The 19,800-nt window shown below is 65.6% G+C and carries 17 protein-coding genes and 1 pseudogene; 8 read left to right on the forward strand and 10 right to left on the reverse strand.

The window, feature by feature from the left end; genetic code table 11:
* The first annotated feature begins 172 nt into the window (after positions 1-172).
* Positions 173-1,609, forward strand: coding sequence for an RNB domain-containing ribonuclease (locus GGR43_RS04980; protein WP_188070868.1), 1,437 nt, complete (start codon positions 173-175; stop codon positions 1,607-1,609).
* Positions 1,610-1,630: 21 nt separating this feature from the next.
* On the opposite strand, the gene GGR43_RS04985 is transcribed toward GGR43_RS04980, so the two are convergent.
* The 8 genes from GGR43_RS04985 to GGR43_RS05020 form a co-directional block, all read right to left on the reverse strand.
* On the reverse strand, positions 1,631-2,077 hold the full coding sequence (locus GGR43_RS04985) for a hypothetical protein (RefSeq protein WP_188070869.1): 447 nt from the start codon (positions 2,075-2,077) through the stop codon (positions 1,631-1,633).
* Between the two features lie 239 nt (positions 2,078-2,316).
* A complete protein-coding gene (gene ligA / locus GGR43_RS04990; protein WP_188070870.1) occupies positions 2,317-4,503 on the reverse strand; it encodes an NAD-dependent DNA ligase LigA in 2,187 nt (728 codons plus the stop codon).
* The gene (gene recN, locus GGR43_RS04995) at positions 4,500-6,167 is read right to left on the reverse strand and encodes a DNA repair protein RecN (protein ID WP_188070871.1); all 1,668 of its coding nucleotides are present in this window, start codon (positions 6,165-6,167) and stop codon (positions 4,500-4,502) included. Before recN ends, ligA begins: the two co-directional genes overlap by 4 nt.
* Positions 6,168-6,230: 63 nt before the next feature.
* Entirely contained in the window at positions 6,231-7,016 is a 786-nt protein-coding gene (locus GGR43_RS05000) for an outer membrane protein assembly factor BamD (protein ID WP_188071170.1), read from the reverse strand.
* Positions 7,017-7,079: 63 nt separating this feature from the next.
* Positions 7,080-8,093, reverse strand: coding sequence for a sensor histidine kinase (locus tag GGR43_RS05005; RefSeq protein WP_188070872.1), 1,014 nt, complete (start codon positions 8,091-8,093; stop codon positions 7,080-7,082).
* A 92-nt stretch (positions 8,094-8,185) separates the two neighbouring features.
* Positions 8,186-8,536 (reverse strand): ATP-dependent Clp protease adapter ClpS, encoded by a 351-nt coding sequence (gene clpS / locus GGR43_RS05010; RefSeq protein WP_246343350.1) that lies wholly within the window; start codon positions 8,534-8,536, stop codon positions 8,186-8,188.
* Positions 8,537-8,737: 201 nt separating this feature from the next.
* Positions 8,738-9,526, reverse strand: coding sequence for a phasin family protein (locus tag GGR43_RS05015; RefSeq protein WP_188070874.1), 789 nt, complete (start codon positions 9,524-9,526; stop codon positions 8,738-8,740).
* A 122-nt stretch (positions 9,527-9,648) separates the two neighbouring features.
* Positions 9,649-11,388 (reverse strand): PHA/PHB synthase family protein, encoded by a 1,740-nt coding sequence (locus GGR43_RS05020; protein ID WP_188071171.1) that lies wholly within the window; start codon positions 11,386-11,388, stop codon positions 9,649-9,651.
* 220 nt (positions 11,389-11,608) lie between these two features.
* On the opposite strand from GGR43_RS05020, the gene GGR43_RS05025 reads away from it, so the two are divergent.
* Together GGR43_RS05025 and GGR43_RS05030 are read left to right on the forward strand one after the other, a co-directional pair.
* Entirely contained in the window at positions 11,609-12,826 is a 1,218-nt protein-coding gene (locus tag GGR43_RS05025; RefSeq protein WP_188070875.1) for an LL-diaminopimelate aminotransferase, read from the forward strand.
* 14 nt (positions 12,827-12,840) lie between these two features.
* A pseudogene (locus GGR43_RS05030) lies at positions 12,841-13,038 on the forward strand (DUF2721 domain-containing protein); the annotation flags it as partial.
* 608 nt (positions 13,039-13,646) lie between these two features.
* On the opposite strand, the gene GGR43_RS05040 reads toward GGR43_RS05030, so the two are convergent.
* Positions 13,647-14,546 (reverse strand): ArdC family protein, encoded by a 900-nt coding sequence (locus GGR43_RS05040; RefSeq protein ID WP_188071173.1) that lies wholly within the window; start codon positions 14,544-14,546, stop codon positions 13,647-13,649.
* 435 nt (positions 14,547-14,981) lie between these two features.
* Between GGR43_RS05040 and GGR43_RS05045 the strand changes: the two genes are divergently transcribed.
* Positions 14,982-16,082 (forward strand): endonuclease NucS domain-containing protein, encoded by a 1,101-nt coding sequence (locus GGR43_RS05045; protein ID WP_188070877.1) that lies wholly within the window; start codon positions 14,982-14,984, stop codon positions 16,080-16,082.
* On the opposite strand, the gene GGR43_RS23850 is transcribed toward GGR43_RS05045, so the two are convergent.
* Positions 16,076-17,152 carry a helix-turn-helix transcriptional regulator gene (locus GGR43_RS23850; protein WP_223177302.1) on the reverse strand — a complete coding sequence of 359 codons (1,077 nt, stop codon included), beginning with the start codon at positions 17,150-17,152 and terminating at the stop codon, positions 16,076-16,078. The genes GGR43_RS05045 and GGR43_RS23850 overlap by 7 nt on opposite strands.
* Positions 17,153-17,408: 256 nt before the next feature.
* Between GGR43_RS23850 and GGR43_RS05055 the strand changes: the two genes are divergently transcribed.
* From GGR43_RS05055 to GGR43_RS05070, 4 genes are all read left to right on the forward strand, one after another.
* Positions 17,409-17,996: a hypothetical protein gene (locus GGR43_RS05055; RefSeq protein ID WP_188070879.1), complete on the forward strand. Its 588-nt coding sequence runs from the start codon at positions 17,409-17,411 to the stop codon at positions 17,994-17,996.
* Positions 17,997-18,036: 40 nt separating this feature from the next.
* Entirely contained in the window at positions 18,037-18,837 is an 801-nt protein-coding gene (locus GGR43_RS05060; RefSeq protein WP_223177303.1) for a hypothetical protein, read from the forward strand.
* A 27-nt stretch (positions 18,838-18,864) separates the two neighbouring features.
* Entirely contained in the window at positions 18,865-19,284 is a 420-nt protein-coding gene (locus GGR43_RS05065) for a hypothetical protein (RefSeq protein WP_188070881.1), read from the forward strand.
* Positions 19,285-19,568: 284 nt separating this feature from the next.
* A complete protein-coding gene (locus GGR43_RS05070; protein WP_188070882.1) occupies positions 19,569-19,757 on the forward strand; it encodes a hypothetical protein in 189 nt (62 codons plus the stop codon).
* Positions 19,758-19,800: the final 43 nt, after the last annotated feature.

The raw sequence follows: 19,800 nt of genomic DNA on the forward strand, positions 1-19,800 counted from the left end.
GAGCAGTGTGAGTCCAAGGAGCGTGCGGCTCAAACCCTCTCTCCGCGTCTCTGCGCCTCCGCGTGCTCCAATCCTTCGCTTCGAACGCACACCGATTTTACAGAAAAGCGGTTTTCACTCCTGCGCCTGATGTTCTAGCCTTGTTGTCGGCGGAAGCGGAAGGGGCCGGGATGTGAGGACATTGGTGGATTGCAGCGGCGCGCTGGCGCAGGGATTGGCCGACATCCGCCTGCGCTTTCAGGTGCCCGACGGCTTTCCTGCGCCGGTGCTGGTCGCCGCCGAGGCCGCATCGCGCCGCGCGCCCACGGAGCATCGCGACCGCACCGACCGGCCCTTCGTCACGCTCGATCCCGCCACCTCGACCGATCTCGATCAGGCGTTCGCGATCGAGCGGGCGGGCGAGGACCTGCTGCTGCATTATGCGATCGCCGATGTCGGCTGGTTCGTCGTCGATGGCGACCCGATGGATGAGGAAGCGTGGCGGCGCGGCACCAGCCAATATCTGCCGGATGGCAAGGCCCCGCTCTACCCGCCCGCGCTGAGCGAGGCGGCGGCGAGCCTGCTGCCCGACGGCCCGCGCCCGGCGGTGATCTTCACCGTGCGCATCGACGCGCAGGGGCAGGTGAAGCTGGAAGGGGCGGAGCGGGCGATCATCCGCAGCCGCGCCAAGCTCGCTTATGACAGCGTGCGCGCCGCCGACCTGCCGCCCGATTTCGGGGAGCTGGCCGCGCGCATCCGCCTTGCCGAGGACCGGCGCGGCGCAGCGCGCGTCGATCCGCCGGAGCAGGAGGTCGCGGCGATGATCTGGGGCGGCTATGCGCTGGCCTTCCGCCCGCGCCTGCAATCGGAAACCGACAATGCGGCGCTGTCGCTGGCCGCCAATCTCGCCATCGCCGATGCGCTGCTGGCGCACCGGACCGGCCTGTTCCGCGTGATGCCCGCACCGGACGAGAAGGCGGTGCAGCGCCTGCGCCAGACCGCGCGCGCCTTCGGCCTGCAATGGCCGGAGATGGAGACGCTCGACCAGTTCGAGCGCGGCCTGCGCCCTGAGGATCCGAAGGAGGCGGCCTTCATGCTCGCCATCCGCCGCGCGGGCGAGCGGGCGGCCTATGTGCCGTGGCGCGAGGGGCAGTTGCCGTGGCATGCCGCGATGGCGGCGACCTACGCCCATGCGACCGCGCCGCTGCGCCGCCTCGCCGACCGCTATGTCGTGGAAGCGACGCTCGCCATCGCCAACGGGCGGCCGGTGCCGGACAGCGCGAGCCGGGCGTTCGAGCGGCTGCCGCGGGTGATGGCGGCGGCGGCCTCGCTCGGCGGTCAGATCGAAAGCGCGGTGATCGACCTGGCCGAGGCGGTGATGCTGAGGGGCAGGGAGGGCGAGATATTCCCTGCGATCGTCACCGATGTCGATGAGCGCGGCGCGCGCATGCAGCTGCGCGACCTGCCGATCGTCGCGCGGGTCAAGGCCAATGGCGCCGCGCCGGGCGATGCGCTGTGCGTGCGGCTGCTGTCGGCCGATCCGGCGAAGCAGAGAGTGGAGTTCGCGGCCGAGCATCAGGCGGCGGCGATGCCTCCCGCTGCCGGAGCGGCGGCTGCCCCGCATCGCTGAAGCGGGCGAGCGCCCGTCCGCCTATTCCGCCGGACGTGGGGCGGGGGCGGGCTTGCCGGGGATGATGCCCGCCTCGGTCATGATCTCGCCCAGCGCGGCGATGCTGTCGCGCAGCTGCTCGACCTTGTCGCCTGCCACCACGAGCGCGGCGATGCGCGTCATCTCCTCGCTGGTACGCTGGCCGACGCCGGCGATCAGGCCGATCAGCAGCGCCTCGTCCTCGCTCACGGTCGCGCAGCGGCACGGGGCGAAATTGAGGTCGTGCAACGCATGCATGTTGAGGGTCGCCATCATCGTCTGGAAAGGGCCGAGCGCGGGCATGATCCGCCATTTGACGAAGGCCGGGCCGATCACGCAGGCGGGGCATTGGCGATCGTGCATCGCCTGCACCCAATGCCGCATGGCCCAGATCAGGAAGCGGCCGCCATGGTCGAGGCGTGCGACGGGCTGATCCAGATAGTCGTACATGCGATATCCCTCTTCATCCTGATGGCCGCCCCTTCGCCGGTCATACCGCCATGGCCAATAATGATTTCGATTCTCAATATCATATGAGCGGCAAGAAAGAAGGGCGTCAAGAGCCTTGTTCCGCCTTTCGCGCGAAAAGCGGCAAGGTGCGGGAAAAAGGCGCATGGGTGCGGCTTCCGCATATCGGGCAGGGGTGAAAAGCGGGTCGGCGATGCCCGTTTGCAAAGCTGCGGAAAGGTTCAGCCCGCCGCCTTGACGATTTCCGCCCACTCGGCCTCGTCGATCACACGGATGCCGAGTTCGGCCGCCTTCTTGAGCTTGCTGCCCGCGCCCGGCCCGGCGACGACCAGATCGGTGGAACCGCTGACCGACCCCGCCGCCCGCGCGCCCAGCCTTTCCGCCTGCGCCTTGGCCTCGTCCCGGCTCATGGTTTCGAGCTTGCCGGTGAACACGATGGTCTGGCCGGATACCGGGCTTTCCAGCGTCTCTACCACATAATCGGGCGGCGACACCTCGGACAGCAGATCGTCCCACACTTCGCGATTATGCGCTTCGTGGAAGAAATCGGCGAGCGCATGGCCCACCGCCGCGCCGATATTCTCGATGCCGATATGGGTGGCGAGGGCGGCGTCGATGCGTTTTGCGTGCTTCGCCTCATCCTCATCGGGCAGGCGTTCGATAGAGTCGCGCAGCGCGATCAGTTCGTCGGCCAGATCGCGCACCCGCTCGATGCGGGTCAGGCGCTTGAGCAGATCGCGCGCCGTCACCGCGCCGACATGGCGGATGCCGAGGCCGAAGAGCAGCCGCGCGGCGTCCGGCTGTCGCTTGCCCTCGATCGCGGCGAGCAGATTGTCGACCGACTTCTCCTTCCAGCCCTCGCGGCCCAGCAATTCCTGCCGGCGTTTGCGCAGGCGGAAGATATCGGGCGGCCCATGGTCGAGCCAGCCGAGCGCGAAAAATTCCTCGATGCTCTTTTCGCCCAGCCCCTCGATATCGAGCGCGCCGCGCGAAACGAAATGCTTCAGCCGCTCCATCCGCTGCGCCGGGCAGATGAGGCCCGCGGTGCAGCGCACATCGACCTCACCCTCTTCCGCGACGGCTTCGGAGCCGCAGGCCGGGCAGAGATGCGGAAATGCATAGGCCGCGCGCTCCTCGTCCCGCGTCAGATTTTCTACCACCTGCGGAATGACGTCGCCCGCGCGCTGCACCACCACCCGGTCGCCGGGGCGCACGCCCAGCCGCTCTATCTCGTCGCGATTGTGCAGCGTCACGTTGGAAACGACGACGCCGCCCACCGTCACCGGGGTCAGGCGGCCGACCGGGGTCAGCTTGCCGGTGCGGCCGACCTGTATGTCGATCGACTCCAGCGTCGTCTGCGCGCGTTCGGCCGGGAATTTATGCGCGATCGCCCAGCGCGGCGCCTTGGCGACGAAGCCCAGCCGATCCTGCCAGTCGAGCCGGTCCACCTTGTAGACCACGCCGTCGATATCATAGGGCAGGTCGGCGCGGGCGCGCTCTATCGCACGATATTGGGCGAGCAGCGCCTCCTGCCCCTCCAGCCGCACCAGCAGCGGAGAGAGGGGGAAGCCCCAGCGCCCGATCGCCTGCATCACGTTCCATTGCGTATTTGGCCCCTGGGTGGCGGCAGGCAGCGCGCTCACCACGCCCCAGCCATGGGCGAGGAAGCGCAGCGGGCGCGACGCGGTGACGGTCGCATCCTTCTGGCGCAGCGACCCGGCGGCGGCGTTGCGGGGGTTGGCGAACTGGCGCACGCTCGTCTCGTCGAATTCCGCGCCGCGCTGCGCGGCCTGCGCGCGCGCCTCGTCCATCAGCCGGGCATTGAGGGCGACGAAATCGGCCTTCGCCATATAGACCTCGCCGCGCACCTCGAACAGATCGGGCGCGTCGGCGGGCAGGCGCTGCGGAATGTCGGCGATGGTGCGGACATTGGCGGTCACGTCCTCGCCCACCTGTCCGTCGCCGCGCGTCGCCGCGCGCACCAGCTCGCGATTTTCGTAGCGCAGCGAGAGCGACAGGCCATCGATCTTGTCCTCTGCCGTCATCGCCAGCGGCGCGTCGTCGGGCAGCGCGAGATAGCGCCGCACGCGGGCGATGAACTCGGCGACATCCTCATCGGCAAAGGCATTGTCGAGGGACATCATCCGCTTTTCGTGCCGCACCTTGGCGAGCGCCGACCCTTCCACCGGTGCCCCGACCTGCTTGTTGGGGCTGTCGGCGCGGACGAGATGGGGGAACGCCATTTCGAGCGCATTATTTTCGCGCACCAGCGCGTCATAGTCCGCGTCACTGATCTCCGGCGCGTCCTCGGCATGATAGAGGCGGTTGTGATGGGCGATCAGCTTCGCCAGCCGCATCAGCCGGTTGGCGGCCTGCGCCTCGGAGAGATTTTCGAGTTCCTGCGTCATATCTTTTCCAGCAGCCTGTCGGCCTGCGCCCGCGCCTCGGCGGTGATGTCCGCGCCGGAGAGCATGCGGGCGATTTCCTCGCGGCGTCCGGCTTCGCTCAGCGGCTTCACGTCGGTGCGCGTGACGATACCATCGGAGGATTTGGCAATCAGCATGTGCGCCGCGCCGCGCGCCGCCACCTGCGGGCTGTGCGTCACCACCAGAAGCTGCGTCGTTTCGGAGAGCCGCGCCAGCCGCTCGCCGATGGCGGAGGCGACCGCGCCGCCCACGCCCCGGTCGATTTCGTCGAAGATCATCGTGCCGACCGCACCCTGTTCCGCCAGCGCCACTTTCAGCGCGAGGATGAAGCGCGACAATTCGCCCCCCGAAGCGATCTTCATCAGCGGCGCGAACGGTGCGCCGGGGTTGGTCGAGATGGTGAATTCCACCCGGTCCATGCCCTGCGGCCCCCATTGGCTTTCCGGCAGCGCCTCGACCACGGTGCGGAAGCGCGCGGCGTCGAGCTTCAGCGGCGCAAGTTCCGCCGCCACCGCCGCGTCGAGCCGCTCGGCCGCCTCGATGCGCTGCTCCGAAAGGGTGCGCGCTGCCGCCTCATAGGCCGCGCGCATTTCCCGCTCGGCGCGTTCCAGCCCGGCCAGCCCCTCGGCGCCCGCCTCGATGCGGGAAAGCCGCCCGGCCAGTTCCCCGGCCAGCGCGGCGAGATCGTCGGCCTGCACCTGATGCTTGCGGGCGAGCGCGCGCAGGTCGAACAGCCGCGTTTCGACCGTTTCCAGCCGCGCCGGGTCGAAGGACAATGCTTCCGCAGCGCGTTCCAGCGCCTCCTCCGCCTCGCTCGCCTCGATCACCGCCCGGTCGAGCGCGGCGAGCGCTTGCGCCAATGTCTCATGGTCGGGGGCGATCCGGTCCAGCCGCCGCGCCGCCTGCCGCAACAGCGCGAGGCCGCCGTCCGACCCGCCGAGCAGATCGCCCAGCGCGGTCAGGTCCTCGCCGATTTTCGCGCCCTTCTGCATCATCGCCCGCTCTTCGGCGAGCCGCGCCTCCTCGCCCGGTTCGGGGGCGAAGGCGGACAGTTCGGCGACCACATGGGTCAGGTAATCGCGGTCCCGCTCCGCATGGGCGACCTCCTCTCGCGCCTGCGCCAGCCGGTCCGCCGCGCCGCGCCATGCCTCATAGGCCGCCGTCACGCCCGCGCCGCCATGACGGCCGAAGCTGTCGAGCAGCGCCCGGTGCCCCGCCGGATTGAGCAGGCCCCGGTCGTCATGCTGGCCGTGGATCTCGACCAGCATGCCGCCGACCTCGCGCAGCAGCGCCGCCGAGCAGGGCTGGTCGTTGAGGAAGGCGCGGCTGCCGCCATCGGCCTTGAGCGTGCGGCGGATGATGAGCGGCTCGCCCGGTTCGACCGTCAGCCCGCTTTCCTCGGCCAGCGCCGCGATGCGCGCCGCCGTCCCGGCGCCCGGCTCGAAGGTGGCGGCGACGCTCGCCTGCGCCTCGCCGTTGCGCACGAGGCCGCTGTCGGCGCGCATGCCCAGTGCGAGCCCCAGCGAATCGAGCAGGATCGACTTGCCCGCGCCCGTCTCGCCCGTCAGCACGCCGAGGCCGGGCGCGAAATCCAGGTCCAGCGCCTCGATCAGCACGATGTTGCGGATGGACAGCGCCGTCAGCATCCGGGCGATCCCGCCCGCCCGGCGGCGCGGAAGGCGCGGGCCCTGTCGCGATCAGGCCGTCGCTCAGGCGCCGGGCGCATGTTCCCGCATCAGCTTGTGGGCATGCTGATACCATTTGGAGCCGGGATAATTGGCCCCCAGCACCGCCGCGGCCTTCTTCGCCTCTTCGGGCAGGCCGAGCGCGAGATAGCTTTCGACCAGACGCTCCAGCGCCTCGGGCGTGTGGGTCGTCGTCTGATACTGGTCGATCACGTTGCGGAAACGGATGGTCGCGGCGATCCACTGGCCCCGGCGCTGGTAGAAGCGGCCGACCTCCATCTCCTTGCCCGCCAGATGGTCGTTCACCAGATCGAGCTTCAGCCGCGCGTCGGCCGCGTAGCGCGATTCCGGGTAGCGGCGGATCAGTTCGCCCAGCGCGTCCTTCGCCTGCTGGGTGATCTTCTGGTCGCGGGTGACGTCGGCGATCTGCTCATAATAGCAGAGCGAGATCAGGTAGAAGGCGTAGGGCGCGTCCTTGTTGCCGGGATGGATGGCGAGGAAGCGCTGCGCGGCGGAAACGGCCTCGGTATAATCCTGGTTCATATAATAGCTGAACGCGCTCATCAGCTGCGCCCGGCGCGCCCAGGGGGAATAGGGGTGCTGGCGCTCCACTTCGTCGAACAGCGCGGCGGCCAGCTTGTACTGCCCACGATCCAGCCGGTATTTCGCGCTGTTGTACAGCGTCGAAACGTCGCGCGCGACATATTGGGTATCGGCCTTGTTCTTGGAGCCGCCCGCGCAGGCGGACAATGTGGCAACAGCAGCGAGCGCGCCCAGGACGAGGCCGGGGGACCGGAAGGATTTGGACATCATGGCGCCGGTCATAACGCAGCCCATGGCCTTCGCCAAGCGCCAGATTGCGGCGGCGGCGCTTTACAGCGACAGGCGCAGCTGCGCGACGGTGCCGCCTTCCGGCCGGGGCAGCAGGCGATAGCCGCCCTTCAGCTGCGCCGCCAGCGCCGAGGCGATGCGCAGGCCGAGGCTGTCGGGCTTTCCCGCGTCGAAACCGGGCGGCAAACCGCGCCCGTTGTCGGCGATCTCGATCGTCATGCCGCCGTCCTCCCCCGGCCTCACCCGGATGTCGATCCGCGCGTCCTGCCGGTCGGCCAGCCCGTGCTCGACCGCGTTGCTGACCGATTCGGCGATCACCAGCGCCATCGGCACCGACGCCCCCGACGGCAGGTCGGGATCGCAGCCGATGTCGAGGCTCAGCTGGATGTCCTCGCGCCCGCTGGCGTGCAATATGTCGGAAACCAGATCGCGCAGGAAAGGCTCCAGCCGGTGCCGCCCCGTCTCGCTGTCGTAGAGCGAGCGGCTGATCCGCCCGATCAGCATAAGACGGCGGCTCGCCTCGTCCAGCACGCGCACCGCCTGCTCGTCGGCCACCGTCCGGCGTTGCAGCGTCAGGAGCGCGCTCGCCAGTTGCAGGTTGTTGGATACGCGGTGTTGAAGCTCGTGGAACAGCACCTCGCGGGTGTCGGCCAGCTCGCGGTTGCGCTCGCGCTGCCGGGCGAGCTTGCGGTTGCTGCGTTGCAACCAGTGGATCGGGATGATGTTGATCCCCGCCGCCGCCGCGTAGAAGAACAGGGCCAGCGCGCCGTCGACGCTTCCGATGCCGCCGAAGGTCGGTGCGATGAACCAGAAATAGGCGAAGAAGCCGCCCGCCGCCGCCGCGAGCAGGCCCGGACCGATGCCGAACAGGAAGCAGCTGAGCAGGACGGCGGGAAAGACGGTCACATAGGGCAGGCCGGGCGGCAGCAGGCGGCCGAGCGACAGCCGCATCCACAGCCCGATCAAAACGAAGACCAGCGCCAGCGCATAGCCGATCCACGGCCGGTCCGGCGCCAGCGGCAATCGTTCCACGAACAACTCATTGGTCCGGTGCATGCCCCCGCCCCTTTGCCGGTAGGTGCTTCTTATCCCTATATAATTCGGTCAGGGCAAGGGGGTAGGAACGAGCCGGTAGGGCCGCGGCGGGATCATGCCTTTTCAAGCGTGCATTGCAACGGATGCTGATTCTGGCGGGCGAAGTCCATCACCTGGTTGACCTTGGTTTCCGCCACCTCATAGCTGAAGATGCCGCAGACGCCGACGCCGCGCTGATGCACATGCAGCATCACTCGCGTCGCTTCCTCCATGTCCATCTTGAAGAAGCGTTGCAGCACATGGACGACGAATTCCATCGGCGTATAGTCGTCGTTGAGCATCAGCACCTTGTAGAGCGAAGGCCGCTTGGTGCGCGTGCGGGTACGGGTGGCGATGCCGACATGGGGGCCGGATCCTCCGGTGCCCTCATCGTCCTGCTCGCCCCCGGCCATCACGGCCCGCATCGAAAAAATTCGAGTCTGGTGGAACCCTGTCATCCGAGGGAATATGGCGGTTGACACGGCATTCGGCAAGAGGGTGCGAGAGCGAAAGCAGTCGGTTCGCCCCGGCTGACCAAGCCCTTGTCCCAAAAGGAAAAATGGCCCCTTCCCGCCGGGGGAAGAGGCCATTTCCGCTATGTCATGCTTTCGTTGCCGCCACCGCGATCAGGCGGAGAGCGAGCGCACCTTCTCGGTCACGACCGAAACGCGGGTGCTGATCGGCTGCGCGACGTCGCCGGCAAGCTTCAGCAGCGCCTCGCTGGCCTTGGCGCTTTCCTTGGCGAAGGCGTCGAAGCTGGAGGACAGAAGCTCGCTCTGCACCTGGAAGAATTCGGTCGGCGACTTGACGGCGGCGAGGCTCTTCATCGCGGCCGAGGCCTTTTCGAAGGAGAGGCGGCCATATTCCGCGGCGCCCTGGCCGATGGCCTCGACGCCCTTGGTCGCGATCTTGCCCGATTCGACCAGCGCTTCGACATTGCCCTTGGCAAGGTCGCTGAATTCCTCGAACGCGCGGGTCGACTTCTCGACGCCGGCCTTGGTCTTCTCGCTCATTTCCGAAAAGGCGGCCTGGAAGCGTTCCTTGGCTTCCTCGGTATATTTCTTGGTCGTTTCGAGCACGTCGGACATGGGTATCTTTCCTTTCTGCACGGGCGCATCCGCCATTTGGGCAACCGCTTCGACCGGGGGAGGTGCGGTTTCCTCTCCGTTGTCCGGTTCCGCGACAGCCGGGGCGGGCTGGGGGGCTTCTGGTACTTCCTGCGAAACAGCAAGATCGGCGGCCGTCAGTTCGGCGACATCCTCGACCTTTGGCTCGACCTCTGGCTGAACCTCCGGCATCGCCCGCGCCGCAACCTGCTTGCGGGGACGGGGCGCCTTGGCGGCGGCGGGTTTCGCGGCTGCCTTGGACGAAGATGCACTGGCCGAACGTCGGGGCGCTTTTGTGGTGCCGGTCATGACGAACTCCTCAATTGCTGCGATGCACAATACCTCAATCGCGCACCCCGATCAAGGATTTTTTGTGCGCTGCAACAAAAACTCGTCCGGATCCCGCCGCGCCCCGCGCACACCGGTGCAGCTCAGGCCGGATCGCCCTTCACATAGCGGCCCGGCGCGTCCTCGATCGCCGCCAGCTTGCCCTTGCCGGGGATGCGCGCGCCCTTCGCCGCCACCGTTTCGGGCGCCACCGCGCGGACCCATTCGATCCAGTCCGGCCACCAGCTGCCCGGCGTCTCGGTGGCGGAAGCGACGAACTCGTCGAGGCTCGCGGCCGGCTTCTCGCAGGTCCAATATTGATATTTCTGCTTGGACGGCGGGTTCACCACCCCGGCGATGTGGCCGGACCCGGCGAGCACGAAGCGGATCGGGCCGCGAAAATGATCTTTCACCTTCCACACGCTGCGGGGCGGGGCGATATGATCCTCCTTGCCCGCCTGCATATAGCAGGGCGTCGTCACCTTGCGCAGGTCGATCGGCGTGCCGTCGATGCTGAGCGCGCCGGGCGCCGCCAGCTTGTTGTCGCGATAGAGGTCGGCCAGATAGTGCCGATGCCATGTCGCGGGCAGGTTGGTCGTGTCGCCGTTCCAGTAGAGCAGGTCGAAGGGCACATAATCCTCGCCCAGCAGGTAATTGTTGACGACATAGTTCCAGATGAGGTCCCGCCCGCGCAGCAGGTTGAAGGTCGCGGCCATGTAGCGCCCGTCGAGATAGCCCGGCGCGGACAGCTGCTCCACCAGCTTCAGCTGCTCGTCGTCGACGAACAGCGACAGGTCGCCCGCCTCGCTGAAATCGACCTGCGCGGTGAAGAGGGTGGCGCTCGCCACCTTGTCCGCCTGCCCCCGCGCGGCGAGCAGCGCCAGCGTCGCGGCCAGCGTCGTTCCGGCCACGCAATAGCCGATCGTGTGCACGCTCTCCACGCCCAGCAGGTCGCGCACCGTGTCGATCGCGTCGATCTGGCCGCGCAGGATATAATCGTCCCAGTCGATGTCCTTCATGCTCGCGTCGGCCGATTTCCAGCTGACCATGAACACGCTCAGCCCTTGGTCGACCGCCCATTTGACGAAGCTCTTCTCCGGCGAGAGGTCGAGGATGTAGAAGCGGTTGATCCATGGCGGGAAGATGACGAGCGGCGTCGCCAGCACCTTCTTCGTCGTCGGCGCATAGTGGATCAGCTGATAGAGCGGCGTTTCCTTGACGACCTTGCCCGGCGTCGCCGCGATATTCTCCCCCACCCTGAAGGCGGAGCCGTCCGTCTGGCTCAGCTGCCCCTTTTCCATGTCGGCCAGCATGTGGCGCAGGCCGCGCACCAGATTTTCACCGCCGGTTTCCATCGTCCGTTCGAACACGACCGGGTTGGTCAGCGGGAAATTGCTCGGCGCCAGCGCATCGACCAGCCCCTGCGTGGCGAAGCGCATCCGCTCCTTCTGATGCGGGTCGATGCCGTCCACCGTATCCGACAGCCGGGTCAGATAATCGGCGATCAGCAGATAGCTTTGCCGAATCATGTCGTAGAAGGGATGGTCGGTCCATTGCGGCGCGGCGAAGCGGCGGTCGGCGCGCGCGGCCGGGCTGTCGGGCGGCGGCGTATGGTCGCCCTTGCCCCCGTCGAGGAAACGCTGCCACAGCGCGATCGATTCCTTCGCGAAATCCGCCTGCACCTGCGCCAGCCGCTCGGGCTGGAAGAAATGGGCCGGGGCGGGCGGCAGGGCCCCGCACGCCGATGGCAGCGGCGGCTGCGGCACCGCGCGCGCCATCTGCTCCGTCGCATATTCGAGGATCAGCTGCTGCGCCTGTCCCAGCGAGCGGGTCCATTGCTGCATCTGTTCGAGCGAGGGGACGCAGGCGGTGGAAGGGCCGGCGCCGGGTTGATGATCGGACAAATATCGCTCCTCTCATGCTTGTGGTGTCCGCACAGGCTGCCCCGGACGCATCGAAAAAGCGAGAGTCTTTCTCTGGCAACGGGCCCGATCGGCGTATATAGCTGGCGATGCGCCGGGGCACATCCCGTCCCGGTGCTTTCAACAGGAAAGTTACAGGAAAATGTCCGAAGAATTCTACCGCATCAAGCGCCTGCCACCTTATGTCATCGCCGAAGTGAACGCGATGCGGGCAGCCGCGCGGGCGGCAGGCGAGGACATTATCGATCTCGGCATGGGCAATCCCGACCTGCCCCCTCCCCAGCATGTGATCGACAAGCTGTGCGAGGTCGCGCAGAAGCCCGACGCGCACGGCTATTCCCAGTCCAAGGGCATACCGGGGCTGCGTCGCGCGCAGGCCAATTATTATGCGCGCCGCTTCGGCGTCGATCTCGACCCGGAAACCGAGGTGGTCGTGACCATGGGGTCGAAGGAGGGCCTCTCCAGCCTCGCCACCGCGATCACCGCGCCGGGCGACGTGGTGCTGGCGCCCAATCCCAGCTACCCGATCCACACCTTCGGCTTCATCATCGCCGGCGCGACCATCCGCTCGGTGCCGACGACGCCGGACGAGCGCTATTTTGAGTCGCTCGAACGCGCGATGGCCTTCACCGTGCCGCGCCCCAGCATCCTCATCGTCAACTATCCGTCGAACCCGACGGCCGAGACGGTGGACCTCGCCTTCTACGAGCGGCTGGTCGCCTGGGCGAAGGAGAACAAGGTCTGGATCATCTCCGACCTCGCCTATTCGGAGCTTTATTATGACGGCAACCCGACGCCTTCGGTGCTTCAGGTGCCGGGCGCGAAGGATATCGCGATCGAGTTCACGTCGATGTCCAAGACCTATTCGATGGCGGGCTGGCGCATGGGCTTCGCGGTCGGCAACAAGCAGCTGATCGCCGCGCTCAGCCGTGTGAAGAGCTATCTCGACTATGGCGCGTTCACGCCGATCCAGGCGGCGGCTTGCGCGGCGCTCAACGGCCCGCAGGACATCGTGCAGAAGAACCGCGAGCTGTACCACAAGCGCCGCGACGTGCTGGTGGAAAGCTTCGGCCGCGCCGGGTGGGACATTCCGCCCGCCAAGGCGTCGATGTTCTGCTGGGCGTCGCTGCCGCCCGCGCTGCGCGAGATGGGCAGCCTCGAATTTTCGAAGCAGCTGCTGACGCAGGCGAAGGTCGCGGTCGCGCCCGGCGTCGGCTATGGCGAGGACGGCGAGGGCTATGTCCGTATCGCGATGGTCGAGAATGAGCAGCGCCTGCGTCAGGCCGCCCGCAATGTGAAGCGCTATCTGCAAAGCATGGGCGTCAACACCGGGCCGGATCGCAAGGCCGCCGGCAACTGATCGCCGCCATGCCGATGCCGATCACGGGGCATGAGCTGCTGCCCATTTCCCATGTGGGGGAAACGATCCGCCTCGCGGTGGCGCCGGTTTTCCTGCTGGCCGGCATCGGCGGCTTCCTCAACGTGTGCGCGAGCCGTCTGGCGCGCGTCATCGACCGCGCGCGGGTGGTGGAAAATCTCATCACCCAGACGCGCGGCGCCGATCATGACCGCTATAATCTTCAGATTCTACTAAAGATTTGAAAAACAATAGCAAAAACCGCCGGTTTTTGCCTGTGTAGGTACTGTGCAGAAAAATTTGCGGAACCGTCGCGCGGCCACGCGCGCAAAATTCGCTTCTACCCTCCCCAACATCGCCCATCAAAGCAGCCCCGTCTCGGGTTGATTCGAGCCTTGTTGTGGGCCATCCCTCGGCTATGGCGCGCAGCGCCCATATTAGGGCTAGAAGCGGCAGGATAGGACGATGCGAGCAAGGCGCAGACAGGACAAAGAACGCATGAAGGCGCGAGCGCGCCGCGTCATGACGCTGTGGGCGCGCGGCCTCTCCGATGCGCCTGTGCATTCGCCGCGCGCGGTCGGGCGCAATGCCTCTACGCATTGCCGCCCTTGCTCTTGCTGGCTGTGCAGCGGTCATAAGGACGTGCCGCGCAAGCGGGAGCGCGGCGTCGAAGAATATCAGGGCTGAAAGTCCTCTGTCCGGCGCGGCCCCAAAGGCCGCGCCGTCCGCTCAGGGGTGGGTCGGGCGGGATAGGAAATAGCCGCCGTCAACATGACGGCGGTTCCGCCAGACGCCGGAGGGTCGCCCCTCCGGCGTTTTCGTTTCAGGCGGCTTCCTGCAATGCGGCGGGCTGCGGCTGCAAGCTGTGGAGATAATCGGCGGCCCGCTGCGCATGGGCGGCGGCGCTGAATATGGCGCGCTTGTCCTCCTTCAGCACCTTGAGCCAGTTGCCAATATAGGCGGCATGCTCGTCACGGGGTTCCGGCGACAGGCTGAGGTCGGCGCAAAGGAACGCCGCGCCAAGCTCTGCGACAAGCTCTTCCATCGCATAGCCTTCATCGCCCCAGCGCTTGCGGCCAAAATCTCGCTCCAAGCGGTTCGCGCCTTTCGTCCAGTGGGTCATTTCATGGGCAAGGGTGGCGTAATAGGCTTCGGCCTCGCGGAAGGCTTCAAAGGGCGGCATTTGCACAAAGTCCTGTGCGGGGCTGAAAAATGCTCGGCTGCCGCCGTGGCGAATATCCGCACGGGTCGCAGCAAAGAAAGCCTCCGCATGCGCGATGCGCTGCACGGTATCGGCGGGACGCTCGGCCAGCGCATAGAAATGCGCGGGCAATCCTTCCACCTGCTCCACGTTGAACACGGTATAGCCCTTCATAAAAGGAATATCGCGCTCGGATTCCTGCCCGTTTTCATCGGTTTCGGTTTTGGTGATGGTGTTGGCGTACACGACAAGATTGCCCTTCTCGCCCTTGCGGACGTTACCGCCAAGCTCCTGCGCCTGTTTGTAGGTCATCCAGATCGGCGCGTTATAACCGCGTTCGCAGGCTGCGCCCCACAGCATCAGGACATTAATTCCACGGTAGGGCTGACCATTCGCGCGCAGCGGGCGGGTAATCCGGCCTGCGGCATGCTCGACGTTCCACGGCTGAAACCACGGGCGGACGCCGTTTTCCAATGCGGTCACGATATGGGCGGTTACTCTCTCATAAACATCTTGTTTCATTGCCTTTTCTTCCTTGGCTGATGGGTTGCGCATGCAACCGACTAGCCACGCGGCAATGAGCGGGGATTCAGCCGTCCAGACCGGAAAACGGGGGGATGGCGCGGGCCGGAGCGCAGCGACTACACGGCCCCCGTTTTCCGCACCCAAGCTTGTCTTGGGGCTTGGTCTTGACGGTGAAGGGCGACACGCCCCCAAAGAAAGAAGGAAGGCGGACGAAGGCCGCATCGCTTGCGCGTCAGGGAGCGTCACCCGCATGGGACGAAACCCTATGGGGGTTCGGTGGCCCTGCCATAGCGCCCGCCCGTAGGGGACGCCCATCTTATGAAATTGAAATCCGAGCTGAGAATATTCCCAAGTCTGGGCTATTCTGGGACTTACGATTCCACTTTGTTTCGCTATGAAATTAACAACCTATTGCGAGTAAACACCTGACGCATGCCTATTCGTAACGACATCTGGACTGTCTCCGCCAACCCCCAAGCCCTGACTGAAACACGGCTTGTGAGCGAGCGGGCATTGGAAGACATGATTGTGGCCGCGCCGCGCATTCTCTCGGATGAGTGGATGCTGATTGGTCGGCAGGAATCCACCACGGCGGGACGGCTCGACCTCCTCGCTCTCGCTCCCGATGGCGCGCTCATCCTGATTGAACTGAAGCGCGACCGCACGCCGCGTGAAGTGGTGGCGCAGGCGCTTGACTACGCAAGCTGGGTTGAAGTGCTGGAAACCAGCGACATTGCCGCCATTTATGGACGCTTCGCCCCGGGGCGCGATCTTGCGGCAGATTTTCTCGCCCGCTTCGGCCAGCCGCTTGACGAAGACACGCTTAACGAAAGCCACCAAATCGTTATCGTCGCGACGCACCTCGATGACAGCAGCGAGCGCATCGTCAAATACCTTGGCGACAAGGGCATTCCCATCAACGTGCTGTGCTTTCAGGTCTTCGCCCATGGCGAACAGCAGCTTCTCAGCCGCACTTGGCTCGTTGACCCCGTGCAAACGCAGGTCAGCGCGGCAACGCCTTCCGCGACACGCGGCACCCGCGAGCGCGAACCATGGAACGGCGAGTTCTACGCCTGCTTCGGACATGGTGGCTCGCGGAATTGGGATGAAGGCCGCCAGTACGGCTTTATCAGCAGCGGCGGCGGAAGCTGGTATAGCAACACGCTCAATCTGCTCTCGGTCGGTGACAAGGTTTGGGTGAAAGTCCCCGGCCAAGGCTTCGTCGGCGTTGGCGAGGTCACGGGACCGCGCCAGCCGATTACCGAGTTCATGGTGCAAACGCCGGAGGGTGAGCGTCCTGCGCTCGAAGCCCTGACGGGCGCAACCTATCACCGCGAAAACGTCGATGACCCCGAGCGCATGGAATATTTCGTGCCTGTGCGGTGGATTCACGCCGTGCCGCTACAAGACGCAGTGAATGAAATCGGCCTGTTTGGTAATCAGAACACGGTGTGCAAGCCCGTGACGCCAAAGTGGCGTCAGACGGTCGAGCGCCTGAAAGAGCGCTGGGGCATCGCTTCCCGCAATCAGTGATTGGAAACCGTCGAAACGCTACGTGCCAGCAAAGCTACGGCTTCCGCTTGTCTATGCGTTCCGGTCTTGGCGAGAATGCGCTTGAGATGGCTGCGCACGGTCGCAAGCCCGATGCCCATACTTGCCGCAATGTTCTCTAGCGGGGCTCCCCGCCCAAGGGCGGCTGCAACCGCGCCTTCGGTGCGCGTAAGGCCGAATAGCTCGCGCAACCGCGCGGCGGCGATCGGCGCTTCGGGGTCGCGGATGAATACCAGCACGGCAGGAAGCTGTTCGCCAAAGGCGGAAGCCGAGGGGCGCAAGGGGGAAACCTCAAGGGCCAGCGGCATGCGATGCGGACGCGGAATGGCGAGCGCAGAGCCGAGTTTGGCAATCTTACCCCGCGAGGTATCCATCGCCCCGCGCACCAGCGCCAAGAGCTTATCGTGAAGGGCGGGCGGGCGCAGCGCCAGCCGACCGCGAATAACCGCAAGCTCCGTATTCTCGTGCAGCAGCCGCTCCGCCATACTGCTGGCCTGAATGACACGGCCCGTGCCGTCCACCATCAGCACGCCCGTATCCAGCCTGTCGAGGGCCTGTAAGGCGGCGGCATGGGATTGGGATACTGCGGCAAACCGCTGCCCCAGACGCAGCGCCTGCTGCAAATGCGGCAGGACAAGCGCGGCCTGCCGCCGCTCGTGGCCTGTATAGGCACCAGCCCCCTGCGGCCTGTGGATGCCGAGCACCCCGATAGCACCGTCCGCTGCGGGGAACACCGCGCCAATCATGTGATGAATATCCAGATGCCGGAGCCATTCCTGATAAAAGCCGCTCCGCGCCTGTTCCTCGGGGGTCACCAAATCCTCATCGGTGATGATGCGCTGCATGCCATAGGCTACGCTGCGCTCCACCCATAAATCCTTGCGGTGCCAGTCGTCGGCCCAAGCCTGCTCCCGCGCGGACACCATGAGGTTGTCGGTGCATTCCAGTAGATTCACGCGGGCATTCTCGCCGTGCAATTTGAGAACAGTGCTGGTCGAGCCGAGCGTTTCCGCGATGCGCGCCGCTGTTCCCGCCCAAAGGCTATCGTCCACCGCTGCATCGTATAGATGCGCAATTAATCCCGAGAGACGGGGCTCAAGGACTTCTTGGGACAACATGGCCGTGTAACGTCCCCCGTGTTTATGCGGTTACAAAGTTAACCTTATCCGCTCTTCAAATAACCCCGCATGAACAACGCCGCACGGCGGCATTGCTCAAGGCTTCGTGATTTCTCCCCTGTTTAGGGGACGAATGGGCCTCCGCGCCACCTTAACCATAGCGGGAAGGATTTTCACGCGCGGAGATGTCATGAGCCAAACCCATTCCCTCATCGTGCCGCTGCTGCTCGCAGCGGGGCTTGCCTCCTGCGGCCAGAATGCCGAGACGGCAGAGAATACCGCCGCCACAGAGGGGGCAGCGGAAGCGGTATCCGGCGGCACGGCGGGCATGACTGCCGCCGAAGCCAATACCGCCTCGGCAAATCAAGCCACCGCACCAGCTGCGCCCGAAGCCGTTCCGGCCAAGGCGCAAGCGGCCATTATCGCAGCCTTGCCGCTCAAGCGTGGCTATTACGTCGAGAGCGATACGCCGTGCAACCAAGCCTCCAACGCCACCACGACGCTGCTGCGCCGCGAAGGCATCGGGGGCGCGCGGGATTTCTGCGAGTTCAAAAAAATCGAGCAAACGGGGCCGAACACCTACCGCGTGACGGAAGCCTGCGGGGATTTGCAGGACAGCGCCCCGCCGGAAACCAGCACCTCCATCTATACCCTCACGGGAGATATCGCCTTCACCGCCAAGAGCGAGCACGGCTGGGAGCGTAGCGCCCGCTACTGCGCCCAATCGAGCATGCCGCCTGACTGGCGCGCGAACGATATCAGCGACGTGACGGGCTGATCACCGCCGCGCTCCATTCATTCCCCTAAGGAGATTCCCGATGCAGCGAAGGGCTGCGCTTTGTTCCACTTTAGTCGGCGCAGCTTTGGCCACGCTCACGCCAGCTTTCGCGCAAACTGCGTCCACGCCTGCGGCCAAAATGGACATTGCAGGGGTGCGTATCGGCATGACCGAAGCGGAAGCCCGCGCGGCGCTGATGGCCTTCGATGCCAGTATGCGGATTATCCGCACGACCTCGCGCTATAACTACGCTGCCGGAGAAGGCAGGCCGGAGGACCTCTCCACGCCGGAATTTCTCGACAGGCTGGAAGTCCAGCCTGCGCGCGGTGGGTTTGAACTGTTCATCGTGTATTTCGCGACGCCGCCGTCCGAGCCGCGCGTCATCGCCATTGAGCGCCCCAATCTCGCACACATGCAAAACCCGCCGACGCAGCAGCAATTCCGCGCAAGCCTTCTCGCTAAATACGGCCAGCCGTCCTTTGCTGAGCCGCACCAGCTTGTTTGGGAAGAAGTAGGCAAACCGCGCTGCACCTTCACCCGTCGGGGCAACCGCCCCTATGTCGGGCACGAACTCTCCCGCAATAGGATAGTCCCGACGTTCCAGAATGAACGGCGGTATCAATCGCTCGGCCTGACGTTGGCCAGCGATCCCGCCGCCTGCGGGCAGGTGCTCACCTATAGCTATGACATTTGGAGCGGGCCGGTGCGCGCGGCCAAAGCCTCCCTCATCGACCTCGGGGCGGTCTGGTCGTCGGAGATACGCAGCAGCCAATGGGTGAACGGCCTCAAGGCGGAAGCCAAGCGCAAGGCAGATGCGCAGGCGCAAGCGCCGAAGCTGTAGCTGGAATGAAAGCCGTAAGGGGATGATATGGGACTGACCACACTGAGCGGGGCCGTCAGCGGCATTCGCCATTCGACTGAAACGCGCGGCACCGTGGGCCGTAATGGCGGCTCCGTGAAAACCGGACAGGTCATCGCGTTTCGGGTGGGCGAGCGCTCCGCACAAATCAAGCTGGCCGATGTGCCGGACATTCGGGATGGCGACGAGGTGACGCTGGCCGGACGCGAGAAGAACGGCGTGTTCAAGGCGCTTGCACTGCGCAACGACAAGACGCGCGCCGTCTATAGCATCCCGACGACGGTCGGCTATCTGATGGGCGCGACGCTCATCGCGCTCGGCGTGATGACGCTCGTTTTCCTGATTGGCGTCCTATTTATCGCGGGCGGGCTGTGGACGCTGTACGAGGCGTACAACTACACGCAGGCGGCGAACATGCTCAGGGGGTGAAGCCCTACTATCCGCGCGCGGATGGAATGCGGGCGGTTGTGCTCCGGCGGGAACGAGGTTCGGGCAAGTCAGAAACGGGCGCGGGGCAATCTCCCTGCGTGTCCGCCCCCATACGTCCTATCCATCATGCACCCTGCCAGCGGCTTTGCCTGCTGGGCGCAAGCCCGTGCGGGCTCCTTCTCTCCGTTGCGGTCCTACGGATGCGCCCGGCAATCCCGCTAGCGTCATCGGGGGGGCAAGAAAGGCCGTAGTGGTTGCGGCCTCAAGCAAAAGGGAGACAGCCCATGCGCCTCATCGTCGCTTCCGAACTCGACAACCTGCCGGAAACCGCTCTGCACTCCAAATTCTACCGCGTGCAGCAGGAATTGGCCTTCACCGAGCCCGACACCACTGAGCGTGCGAATGCGCTGGCGTCCCTCGAAAACATTAACCGCGCGATCATCACGCGCCGCGTCAAGGGACCGGGCTTTTAAGCCTCCGCCCAAAAGAAAACCGCCAGCGGACGAAACTCCGCTG

This window comes from Sphingobium jiangsuense (assembly GCF_014196495.1).
GTDB lineage: Bacteria > Pseudomonadota > Alphaproteobacteria > Sphingomonadales > Sphingomonadaceae > Sphingobium > Sphingobium jiangsuense.

What these genes read in the sequence shown, in the direction of transcription:
- GGR43_RS05015 (WP_188070874.1), bottom strand. Translation starts at nt 9,526, where the DNA reads ATGACCGGCACCACAAAAGCGCCCCGACGTTCGGCCAGTGCATCTTCG.
- GGR43_RS05000 (WP_188071170.1), bottom strand. Translation starts at nt 7,016, where the DNA reads ATGTCCAAATCCTTCCGGTCCCCCGGCCTCGTCCTGGGCGCGCTCGCT.
- GGR43_RS05055 (WP_188070879.1), top strand. Translation starts at nt 17,409, where the DNA reads ATGAGCCAAACCCATTCCCTCATCGTGCCGCTGCTGCTCGCAGCGGGG.
- GGR43_RS05045 (WP_188070877.1), top strand. Translation starts at nt 14,982, where the DNA reads ATGCCTATTCGTAACGACATCTGGACTGTCTCCGCCAACCCCCAAGCC.
- GGR43_RS05060 (WP_223177303.1), top strand. Translation starts at nt 18,037, where the DNA reads ATGCAGCGAAGGGCTGCGCTTTGTTCCACTTTAGTCGGCGCAGCTTTG.
- GGR43_RS04985 (WP_188070869.1), bottom strand. Translation starts at nt 2,077, where the DNA reads ATGTACGACTATCTGGATCAGCCCGTCGCACGCCTCGACCATGGCGGC.
- GGR43_RS05020 (WP_188071171.1), bottom strand. Translation starts at nt 11,388, where the DNA reads ATGCAGCAATGGACCCGCTCGCTGGGACAGGCGCAGCAGCTGATCCTC.
- recN (WP_188070871.1), bottom strand. Translation starts at nt 6,167, where the DNA reads ATGCTGACGGCGCTGTCCATCCGCAACATCGTGCTGATCGAGGCGCTG.
- GGR43_RS05040 (WP_188071173.1), bottom strand. Translation starts at nt 14,546, where the DNA reads ATGAAACAAGATGTTTATGAGAGAGTAACCGCCCATATCGTGACCGCA.
- ligA (WP_188070870.1), bottom strand. Translation starts at nt 4,503, where the DNA reads ATGACGCAGGAACTCGAAAATCTCTCCGAGGCGCAGGCCGCCAACCGG.
- GGR43_RS05065 (WP_188070881.1), top strand. Translation starts at nt 18,865, where the DNA reads ATGGGACTGACCACACTGAGCGGGGCCGTCAGCGGCATTCGCCATTCG.
- clpS (WP_246343350.1), bottom strand. Translation starts at nt 8,536, where the DNA reads ATGCGGGCCGTGATGGCCGGGGGCGAGCAGGACGATGAGGGCACCGGA.
- GGR43_RS05005 (WP_188070872.1), bottom strand. Translation starts at nt 8,093, where the DNA reads ATGCACCGGACCAATGAGTTGTTCGTGGAACGATTGCCGCTGGCGCCG.
- GGR43_RS05025 (WP_188070875.1), top strand. Translation starts at nt 11,609, where the DNA reads ATGTCCGAAGAATTCTACCGCATCAAGCGCCTGCCACCTTATGTCATC.
- GGR43_RS05070 (WP_188070882.1), top strand. Translation starts at nt 19,569, where the DNA reads ATGCGCCTCATCGTCGCTTCCGAACTCGACAACCTGCCGGAAACCGCT.